The sequence below is a fragment of the Actinomadura keratinilytica genome (assembly GCF_039539665.1).
GTDB lineage: Bacteria > Actinomycetota > Actinomycetes > Streptosporangiales > Streptosporangiaceae > Spirillospora > Spirillospora keratinilytica.
This window is the reverse complement of record NZ_BAABDO010000176.1, coordinates 1-9,716: the sequence shown is the minus strand read 5'-3', so window position 1 is coordinate 9,716 and position 9,716 is coordinate 1. Positions and strand designations below refer to the sequence as shown.

The following is a 9,716-nucleotide window of genomic DNA, read 5'->3' as shown; positions in this document are numbered from 1 at the left end:
GCCGCGCCCGCCGCGTGCCCGGCACGGCCGCCGTCCGGCGGCGCGCGGGCGGGCCGGGCGGCTCAGGACGGGTGGCAGGCGGCGCGCATGGCGTCCCAGCGGGCCAGCTTGACGCGCTCGCCGCGCTTGAGCGACCGGGCCAGGGCGATCTCGGCGGCGTCCAGGTTGAGCCAGTCGGCGTAGGTGACCACCGGCAGGCCGCGCTCGGCCAGCAGTTCCTCGATCTTGCGGCTCGGGCGTTCGCGGCCCTCGTCCAGGTCGGCCAGCAGGTGCCGGACGGTCTCGGCGGCGTCGGACTTGTTGGTGCCGACCACGCCGGTCGGGCCGCGCTTGAGCCAGCCCGCCACGTACTCGCGGGGCACCGGGGAGCCGCCGGGGCCGATGATGCGGCCGCCCTCGTTCGGCACCACGTGGGCGCGCTCGTCGAACGGCACGCCGTCCAGCGGGACGCTCTGGTAGCCGACCGAGCGCAGCACCATGCCGACCGGCAGCGTCTCGTACTCGCCGGTCCCGGTGACGCGGCCGTCGGCGCCGAGCCGGGTGCGCTCCAGCCGCAGCGCCTCGACCCGGCCGGTGCCGGTGATCTCGCGGGGCGCCCGCCAGAACCGCACGTCGATGCGGCGCGGCCGGTCGGCGGGCGGTTCGCCGGTCCAGCCGGACAGCACCGCGACGTTGCCGCGCACGTGCCGGTCGGACTCGGCCAGCGCGGCGGCGGCCGGGTCGAGCCGCATGTCCTCGGCGGCGACGTGCACGCCGGCGTGCGGCAGCTCGCCCAGCTCGCGCAGCTCCTTGGTGGTGAACTTGGCCTGCGCGGGCCCGCGCCGCCCGATCATGTGGATGCGGCGGACCCGGCTGGCCGCCAGCGCCTCCAGCACGTGCTGGGGGATGTCGGTCTCGCGCAGCTCGTCGGCGGTCTTGGCCAGGATCCGCACCACGTCCACGGCCACGTTGCCCAGGCCGATGACCGCGACCTCCTCGACCGACAGGTCGAACTCGTGGTCGGCGGCGTCGGGGTGGCCGCAGTACCAGTTGACGAAGTCGGTGGCGGCGACGCTGCCGGGCAGGTCCTCGCCGGGCACGCCCAGATGCCGGTCGACCATGGCGCCGGTGGCGTAGACGACGGCGTCGTAGCAGTCCAGCAGGTCGGTGCGGGTCAGGTCGCGGCCCAGCTCCACGCAGCCGAAGAACCGCACGGCCGGGTGCTCCAGCACGCGCTGCAGGTAGCGGGCGATCGACTTGATGGACTTGTGGTCGGGCGCGACGCCGTAGCGCACCAGCCCGTACGGGGTGGGCAGCCGCTCGAAGACGTCCACCTGGACGTCCCCGTCGGCCTGCTTGACCAGTGCTTCCGCGGCGTACAGCCCCGCGGGTCCCGAGCCGACGACGGCGACGCGCGCACCAGGAGTCATGCCGGCCATTGTGCCCATGCCCCGCCTGAAAAGACACAGTGACCAGGGTCACGTGTCGGTCAGGTCAGGTTCGGAATGCCGCGCGGGAAGACGCCCCCGAGCCGTCTTCCCGCGCGGTGCGGACGCGTCAGCGGGGGAGGGAGGCGACGCCCGGCTCCAGGAAGCGGGCGCCGTTCACCTCCTCCGACACGCCGGTGCGGTCCAGGTACGGGGTGATGCCGCCCAGGTGGAACGGCCAGCCCGCGCCGAGGATCATGCACAGGTCGATGTCCTGCGGCGCGGCCACCACGCCCTCGTCCAGCATGATCCGGATCTCCTCGGCCAGGGCCCGCAGCGCCCGCGCCAGCACCTGCGCCTCGGTGGACGGCGCGTCGCCCCCGGAGAAGATCTCCACCACCTCGGGGTCGAGGGTGAGGTCGGGCCGGTACACGCCGGTCTTGCCCGCCGCGACCATCTCGGCGAGGTTGGCCGACAGCGGGAACCGGTCGGGGAACGCCGCGTGCAGCGTCTCGTTGACGTGCAGCGCGATGGCCGGTCCGACCAGCCCCATCAGCACGAACGGCGGCATGGGCAGGCCCAGCGGGGCCGCGGCGCGCTCGGCCGTCTCGATCGGCGTCCCCTCGTCGACCGCCTTGACGATCTCGGCGAGCAGCCGCACCAGGATCCGGTTGACCACGAACGCGGGGGCGTCCTTGACCAGCACGCACGACTTCTTCAGCTGCTTGCCGACGGCGAACGCGGTGGCCAGCGCGGCGTCGTCGGTCTTCTCCCCGCGGACGATCTCCAGCAGCGGCAGCACCGCGACCGGGTTGAAGAAGTGGAAGCCCACCACCCGCTCGGGGTGCCGCAGCCCGGACGCCATCTCGGTGACCGACAGCGAGGAGGTGTTGGTGGCCAGCACGCACTCGTCCGAGACCACGGCCTCGACCTCGGCGAACACCTTCTGCTTGACCGACATCTCCTCGAAGACGGCCTCGATGACGAAGTCGGCGCCGGCGAACGCGTCCTTGGACAGCGACCCGGTGATCAGCGCCTTCAGCCGGGCCGCCTTGTCGGCCGACACCCGGCCCTTGGCCAGCAGCTTGTCGATCTCGGCGTGGGCGTGCCCGACGCCCTTGTCCAGCCGCTCCTGGTCCAGGTCGGTCATGACGACCGGGACCTCCAGGCGGCGGGCGAACAGCAGCGCCAGCTGGCCGGCCATCAGGCCCGCGCCGACCACGCCGACCTTGGTGACGGGCCGCGCCAGGCTCTTGTCGGGCGCTCCGGCGGGCCGCTTGGCGCGCTTTTGGGTGAGGTCGAACGCGTACAGCCCGGCGCGCAGCTCGTCGCTCATGATGAGGTCGGCCAGCGCCTCGTCCTCGGCGGCGAACCCCTCGTCGCGGGTGCGGTCCTTGGCGGCGGCCACCAGGTCGAGCGCCCGCACGTAGGACGGGGCGGCGCCGTGCAGCTTGCCGTCGACGTTCCAGCGGGCCGCGGCGACGGCGTCGTCCCACGCCTTGCCCTTGTCGACGGGCGCGCGCTCGACGGTGACGTCGCCGTTGAGCACACGGGCGGTCCAGGCCAGCGACTCCTCCAGGAAGTCGGCCGCGTCGAACATGGCGTCGGCGATGCCCAGCTCGTACGCCTGCGGGCCCTTGAGCTGCCGGTTCTGCGCGAGCGGGTTCTCGATGATGACCTTGAGGGCCTTCTCGGCGCCGATCAGGTTGGGCAGCAGGTACGTGCCGCCCCACCCGGGCACCAGGCCGAGGAACGCCTCCGGCAGCGACAGCGCCGGGACCGAGGAGGAGATCGTCCGGTAGGTGCAGTGCAGCGCGACCTCCACGCCGCCGCCCATGGCCGCGCCGTTGACGTAGGCGAACGTCGGCACGTGCAGCTCGCCGAGGCGGCGGAACACGTCGTGGCCGAGCTTGGCGATGGCCAGGGCGTCCTCGCGGGTGCCGATCAGCGGCACGCCCTTGAGGTCGGCGCCGACCGCGAAGATGAACGGCTTGCCGGTCACCCCGACGGCGGCGATGTCGTCGCGCCCGGCCACCTGGTCGATGGCCTCGTTCAGCTCCAGCAGGCCGCGCGGCCCGAAGGTGTTGGGCTTGGTGTGGTCGTGCCCGTTGTCCAGGGTGATCAATGCCAGCGTGCCCGCCCCGTACGGCAGCGTCACGTCGCGGACGCGGGCGTGCGTGACGACCTCGCCGTCGAACAGGCCGGTGATGTCCGCGCTCACTTGGCGCCCTCCCAGTTCGCGTTCTCCCACAGGACGGTGCCGCCCATGCCCATGCCGACGCACATCGTGGTCAGGCCGTAGCGGACGTCGGTGCGCTCCTCGAACAGCCGCGACAGCTGGTTCATCAGCCGCACGCCGGAGGAGGCCAGCGGGTGGCCGAGGGCGATGGCGCCGCCCCACGGGTTCACCCGCGGATCGTCGTCGGCGATCTTGAAGTGGTCCAGGAAGGCCAGCACCTGGACGGCGAACGCCTCGTTGATCTCGATGAGGCCGATGTCGTCCATGGTCAGCGAGTTGCGGGCGAGCAGCTTCTCGGTGGCCGGGACCGGGCCGACGCCCATGACCTCCGGCTCCACCCCGGCGAAGGCGTAGTCCACCAGCCGCATGCGCGGCGTGAGGCCGAGCTCGTGCGCCGTCTCCTCGGCGGCCAGCAGGCAGGCGGTGGCGCCGTCGTTGAGCCCGGCGGCGTTGCCGGCCGTGACCCGGCCCGCCACCCGGAAGGGCGTCTTGAGCTTGGCCAGCCCCTCCATGGTGGTGTCGGGGCGGGGCGGCTCGTCCTCGGTGGCCAGGCCCCAGCCCTGCTCGGCCGAGCGGACGGCGGTCGGCACCAGGTCGGGCTGGATCTTCCCGGCGGCGTAGGCGGCGGCGACCTTCTGCTGGCTGCGTACCGCGTACGCGTCGGCCCGCTCCTTGGTGATCTGCGGGAAGCGGTCGTGCAGGTTCTCCGCCGTCGCGCCCATGACCAGCGCGGACGGATCGACCAGCCGTTCGGCGAGGAACCGCGGGTTGGGGTCGACGCCCTCGCCCATGGGGTGGCGGCCCATGTGCTCGACGCCGCCCGCGATCGCCACGTCGTAGGCGCCGAACGCGATGCCGGCGCCGGTGGTGGTGACGGCGGTCATCGCGCCCGCGCACATGCGGTCGATCGCATAGCCCGGCACGCTCTTGGGCAGCCCGGCCAGCACGGCGGCGGACCGGCCGATCGTCAGGCCCTGGTCGCCGGTCTGGGTGGTCGCCGCGATCGCCACCTCGTCCACCCGCTCGGGCGGCAGCGACGGGTTGCGGCGCATCAGCTCGCGGATGGCGCGGACGACCAGGTCGTCCGCGCGGGTCTCGGCGTACAGGCCCTTGGGGCCCGCCTTGCCGAACGGCGTGCGTACGCCGTCGACGAACACGACGTCGCGTGCGGTACGGGGCACGGTCGTCCTCCTCGGAGATGGGCATGGACGGTCACGGCGCCGGGCCGGAGGCGGCGCCGGCTACTCGCGGGTAACAATGCCCATCTTACTCGTCAGTAACCACTGACGCCGGGGCCGTTCGGCCGGGCCGCGCCGCCCCTGGCCGGGAGCCGACCGGGCACGGCGAGTAGATTGCCCTGGTGGCCGCCGGTCCGAAGGGAATGCGAGGGCAGAGGAACACCATGGAACTGATCCACTCCGGCAAGGTCCGGGACGTCTACGCCGACGGCGACGACCTCATCCTGGTCGCCTCCGACCGGGTGAGCGTCTACGACGTGGTGCTGCCCACTCCGATCCCCGACAAGGGCAAGATCCTCACCCGGCTGTCGCTGTGGTGGTTCGAGCGGCTCGCCGACATCATCCCCAACCACGTCATCTCCGCCGACGACGTGCCGGACGAGTGGCGGGGCCGGGCGATCCGCTGCCGCCGCCTGACCATGCTGCCGGTGGAGTGGATCGCGCGCGGCTACCTGGCCGGCCTCGGCCTCAAGGAGTACGAGAAGAGCGGCACCGTCTCGGGGGTGGCGCTGCCGCCCGGCCTGGTCGAGGCGTCCAGGCTGCCCGAGCCGATCTTCACCCCGACCACCAAGGCCGCCGAGGGGCACGACGAGTTCATCACCTTCGACGACGTGGTGGCCGAGATCGGCGCCGACACCGCCGAGCGGCTGCGGGAGACCACCCTGGAGGTCTACCGGCGGGGCGCGGAGCTGGCCGCCGAGCGGGGCATCGTCATCGCCGACACCAAGCTGGAGTTCGGCCGCGCCCCGGACGGCACCCTCGTCCTCGCCGACGAGGTGCTCACCCCCGACTCCTCCCGCTTCTGGCCCGCCGACGAGTGGCGGCCCGGCCGCGCGCAGCACTCCCTGGACAAGCAGTTCGTCCGCGACTGGAGCAGCACGCTGGACTGGGACCGCACGCCCCCCGGCCCGGAGATCCCGCAGGAGGTCGTCGACGCCACCCGCGCCCGCTACATCGAGGTCTACGAGCGCCTGACCGGCGAGCGCTGGACCGGCTGAGCCGCCCCCGCCGCGGCGGCGGGCGCATCGGCGGGTGCATCGGCAGGGCGCGGGCGGGCACGAAGCGGCCATGGCCCCGTTGCGCGTCGGCGCCTGCCTGTCGCTGACCGGCGGGTACGCCCGGTTCGGCCGCCAGGCCGCGGCCGCCCTGGAGGTGTGGCGCGCGGCCGACGGGGACGCCGACCTGCTGATCGAGGACGACCGCGGTGACCGGGACCGCCTCCGCACGGCCCTGCGCGGCCTCGCCGACCGGTGCGACGTGCTGCTCGGCCCCTACGCGACCGACCTCATGCGGGCCGCGGGCGACACCGCCGCCGACCTCGACCGGCTGGTCTGGAACCACGGCGGCTCCGGCGACGACGCCGAGACGGCCCACCCCGGCCATGTCGTCTCCGTGCCGACCCCCGCGAGCCGGTACGCCGGCCCGTTCCTGCGGCATCTGGCGGCGGCCCGGGACCCCGCCCGGCTCTACCTCGTCCACGGCGCCGGCGGCTTCGGCAGGCGGGTCGCCGACGGCGCCGAGACCGCGGCGCGCGCCCTGGGCATCGACGTCGCCCGCGCCGGCGGTCTCCCGGAGCCGGGTGCGTCGGCCCGCTGGAACCTGCTGTGCGCCGCGTCCTTCGAGCAGGACGTGCGGACGGTGACCGCCGCGAGGGCGCGGCCCGACCCGCCGCAGGTCGTGTGCGCGGTGGCGGCGGGCGTCCGCGGCTTCGGCGCCGCCGTCGGCGATCCCGCGGGGGTCTACGGGGTCGGGCAATGGTTCCCGGGACGCCCGCGCGAACCGGAGCTCGGCCTGGACGAGACCGCCTTCATCGCCGCCGTCCGGCGCCGCACGGGACGCCCGCCCGACTACCCGGCGGCGCAGGCCTACGCCGCGGCGGTGATCGCCGCGCACTGCGTCCGCACCGCCGGGAGCCCGGACCGCCGCCCGGTGTGGGACGTCGCCGCGCGCCTGCGCACCACCACCCTGTTCGGGGCGTTCGGCATCGACCCGTCCACCGGCGCCCAGACCGCCCACCGGCCCGTCCTCGTCCACTGGACGCCCGCCGGCCCCGAGGCCGCCGGCGGCTGACGCGGGCGCCCCCGGCCGCGGCCCTGGTCACCGCCTGAGGGCCGGTGCATCATGGGGACCAGCCGATGATCGGAGGTGAGGCGCCATGCCCGTGCCCCGTCCGGTCCGCGACCGCTGCCGGGAGTTCCTCGGCCTCGACACCGACATCCGGTACATCTTCCCGGCGCTGACCGCCGGGGGCGGCACCGGGTTCCTGTTCGTCGTCACCGACGACCAGATCACGGTCATCAGCACCGGCGCGATCGGGCGCGCCAAGCCCAGAAGCGTCTGGGGCACCTATCCGCGCGGCACCCGCATCGGCCCGGTGGAGAGCGGCGCGGGCGCCGTGTTCCGGTTCGAAGGCGCCTGGTTCGAGGTGGACGACGAGTACGTGCCCGTCATCAACGCCGCCGACGCCGAGGTCTTCGACCGCGACAGCCTCCCGCGCGACCCGCTGCCCGACCTCTAGCCGCCGCCCGGTCAGCACCCGCCGCGCCCGGCCGCCGCGGCGCCCCCGTCCGCGGCCGCGCCGGCCCCGCGGGCTACAGCTCGCCCTTGGCGTACAGCCGCTGGAACGCCTTGGCCAGCGGCTTGGCCACCAGCCGCACCTGCCATGCGCGGGCGCCGAGCCCGCGCAGCGCCGCGCCGATCGCCTCGGGGGTCGGCTCGTCGGGCGGCGACCACGCCAGCCGCCGCACGCAGTCCGGCTGGACCAGGTTCTCGGTCGGCATGGTGTGCTCGTCGGCCAGCGCCGCCACCACCGCGCGGGCGGCGGCCAGCCGCTCGTCGGCCTGCGGGTCGCGCTCGGGCCAGCGGTGCGCCGGCGGCGGGCCGTCGCCGGGGACGCTGGCCTCCGGCAGCGCCTTGTCGGGCAGGGACCGCGCCCGCGACACCGCGCGCAGCCACGCCGTCTGGTGGCGGCGGGCGCCGCGGCCCCGCATCGTCGGCAGCGCCTGCAGGTCCGCCGGGGTCTTGGGCAGCTGCTGCGCCAGCTCGATGATCGCCGCGTCCTGCAGCACCCGGCCCGGCGACAGGTCGCGCTCGCGGGCGATGCGGTCGCGGGCGTTCCACACCTCGCGCACCACCGCCAGGGCCCGCCGGTTGCGCACGCGGTGGATGCCGGACGTGCGGCGCCACGGGTCGGGACGCGGCGGCTTGGGCGGCGTGGCCAGGATCGCCGCGAACTCCTCCAGCGCCCACTCCAGCTTGCCCGCCGCCTGCAGCTCGTCCCGCAGCGCGTCGCGCAGCTCCACCAGCAGCTCGACGTCCAGCGCCGCGTACCGCAGCCAGTCCTCCGGCAGCGGACGCGTCGACCAGTCGGCCGCCGAGTGCCCCTTCTCCAGGCTGAAGCCCAGGACGTTCTCCACCATCGAGCCGAGCCCCACCCGCGGGTAGCCCAGCAGCCGCCCGGCCAGCTCGGTGTCGAACAGGCGGCGCGGCCGGATGCCGACCTCGCCGAGGCAGGGCAGGTCCTGGGTGGCGGCGTGCAGCACGATCTCGGCGCCGTCCAGCGCGGCGTCCAGCCCGGACAGGTCCGGCAGCGCCACCGGGTCGATCAGCGCGGTGCCCGCGCCGCGGCGGCGCAGCTGGATCAGATAGGCGCGCTGGCCGTACCGGTAGCCGGACGCGCGCTCGGCGTCCACCGCGACCGGGCCGGTGCCCGCCGCGAACGCGTCGATGACACGTTCCAAACCGGAGGCGGTGGTGATCACCGGGGGCACGCCGTCCCGGGGCTCCAGCAGCGGTACGGCGCCCGCGGGGGGCGCGGTGCCGGCGGCGTGCACGGCCCGCTCGGCGGTGCCGGCGGCCTTCCGGTCGGCGGTGGACGGATCGAGGGCGGACTCCTGCAGTGAGGCGGCCGCCGCGGCGGGTCCCGCGGCGGACTGCGCCCCCGCCGCGCCCTCGTCGGCGGCTTCGGTCTCGGACGCTGTGCTTCCCACGTCCCCTACCGTACGTCGCTCAGTGTCCGGATCCGCCGGGACGATCCGGCAGCGTGCTCACTCCGGACGGCGGCAGTCCCGCCGTGGTGCACATGACCTCGCACCACGCCAGCACGTGCCCGGTGAGGTCGTCGCCGGTCGGGGACCACGAGGCGCGCAGCTCCAGCTCGGTCGTGGACGGCTCGCCGCGCTTGTCGCCGAAGCTCTCCGACACCGCCCGGGTGACCGTGCCGGACACGCCCGCGTAGCCCGCGGGCTCCAGCGCCTCCAGCAGCCAGCTCCAGGCCACCGAGCCGATCAGCTCGTCGGCGGCGATCTCGGGCTCCAGGTCGGCGCGGATGTAGGCGACCACGCGGAACCCGCCGGTCCAGCCGGCGCGGCCCTCGGGGTCGTACAGCACGATCAGCCGGCCGGTGGCCGCTTCGGTCTCGGCGTCGGTGCCGGCGTCGCGGTACACGCTGCCGGACAGGGCCGCCGCGTAGGGCGCCAGCCGCTGCGGCGCGGGCATGTCCTCCAGGTCGAGCTCGGGCCGGATCGGCTCGCCCTCCAGGATCGCCCGCAGCGTGTCGCGGGCCCGCCGGAACGGCGCGGGCACGGTCATGATCGGACCGCCGAGGTGGCGGCCCCGCACCGGGGCGCGCTGCGGGGGGCTCGTCGCGGCGCCGGGCGCGGCGACGGGGGATTGAGGCGGAGACAGAGGCACAGCACAGGTTTCGTCTCGGGGGCGCGCGCCGTCAGGCCACGGCCCGCTGGTACGCGGCGCGGCCGCTGGCGGATGCGCCGGGGGCGGAACCGGGAGCGGCCGCGGACGCGCCCGCGGCCGGGCTGCTCGACCCGCCGCGCG

General features: G+C 75.1%; 8 protein-coding genes. 3 read left to right on the top strand and 5 right to left on the bottom strand.

From position 1 onward, the window contains the following. Nucleotides 1-62: 62 nt before the first annotated feature. The 3 genes from ABD879_RS30750 to ABD879_RS30740 all read right to left on the bottom strand — a co-directional run bounded on the left by ABD879_RS30750 (nt 63) and on the right by ABD879_RS30740 (nt 4,826). A complete protein-coding gene (locus ABD879_RS30750; RefSeq protein ID WP_345025245.1) occupies nt 63-1,409 on the bottom strand; it encodes an FAD-dependent oxidoreductase in 1,347 nt (448 codons plus the stop codon). A 127-nt stretch (nt 1,410-1,536) separates the two neighbouring features. Continuing rightward, nucleotides 1,537-3,627 carry a 3-hydroxyacyl-CoA dehydrogenase NAD-binding domain-containing protein gene (locus tag ABD879_RS30745; protein WP_345025244.1) on the bottom strand — a complete coding sequence of 697 codons (2,091 nt, stop codon included), beginning with the start codon at nt 3,625-3,627 and terminating at the stop codon, nt 1,537-1,539. Continuing rightward, on the bottom strand, nt 3,624-4,826 hold the full coding sequence (locus ABD879_RS30740; RefSeq protein ID WP_345025243.1) for a thiolase family protein: 1,203 nt from the start codon (nt 4,824-4,826) through the stop codon (nt 3,624-3,626). Before ABD879_RS30740 ends, ABD879_RS30745 begins: the two co-directional genes overlap by 4 nt. A 200-nt stretch (nt 4,827-5,026) precedes the next feature. On the opposite strand from ABD879_RS30740, the gene ABD879_RS30735 reads away from it, so the two are divergent. From ABD879_RS30735 to ABD879_RS30725, 3 genes are all read left to right on the top strand, one after another. Then, nucleotides 5,027-5,881, top strand: coding sequence for a phosphoribosylaminoimidazolesuccinocarboxamide synthase (locus ABD879_RS30735; protein WP_345025241.1), 855 nt, complete (start codon nt 5,027-5,029; stop codon nt 5,879-5,881). Between the two features lie 70 nt (nt 5,882-5,951). Further along, a complete protein-coding gene (locus tag ABD879_RS30730) occupies nt 5,952-6,953 on the top strand; it encodes an ABC transporter substrate-binding protein (RefSeq protein WP_345025240.1) in 1,002 nt (333 codons plus the stop codon). A gap of 85 nt (nt 6,954-7,038) precedes the next feature. Further along, nucleotides 7,039-7,401, top strand: a complete 363-nt coding sequence (locus ABD879_RS30725; protein ID WP_345025239.1) for a hypothetical protein — start codon at nt 7,039-7,041, stop codon at nt 7,399-7,401. A gap of 73 nt (nt 7,402-7,474) precedes the next feature. On the opposite strand, the gene ABD879_RS30720 is transcribed toward ABD879_RS30725, so the two are convergent. Together ABD879_RS30720 and ABD879_RS30715 are read right to left on the bottom strand one after the other, a co-directional pair. Further along, nucleotides 7,475-8,716 (bottom strand): HRDC domain-containing protein, encoded by a 1,242-nt coding sequence (locus ABD879_RS30720; RefSeq protein ID WP_345025246.1) that lies wholly within the window; start codon nt 8,714-8,716, stop codon nt 7,475-7,477. 175 nt (nt 8,717-8,891) lie between these two features. Continuing rightward, nucleotides 8,892-9,473 carry a DUF3000 domain-containing protein gene (locus ABD879_RS30715; RefSeq protein WP_345025238.1) on the bottom strand — a complete coding sequence of 194 codons (582 nt, stop codon included), beginning with the start codon at nt 9,471-9,473 and terminating at the stop codon, nt 8,892-8,894. Nucleotides 9,474-9,716: the final 243 nt, after the last annotated feature.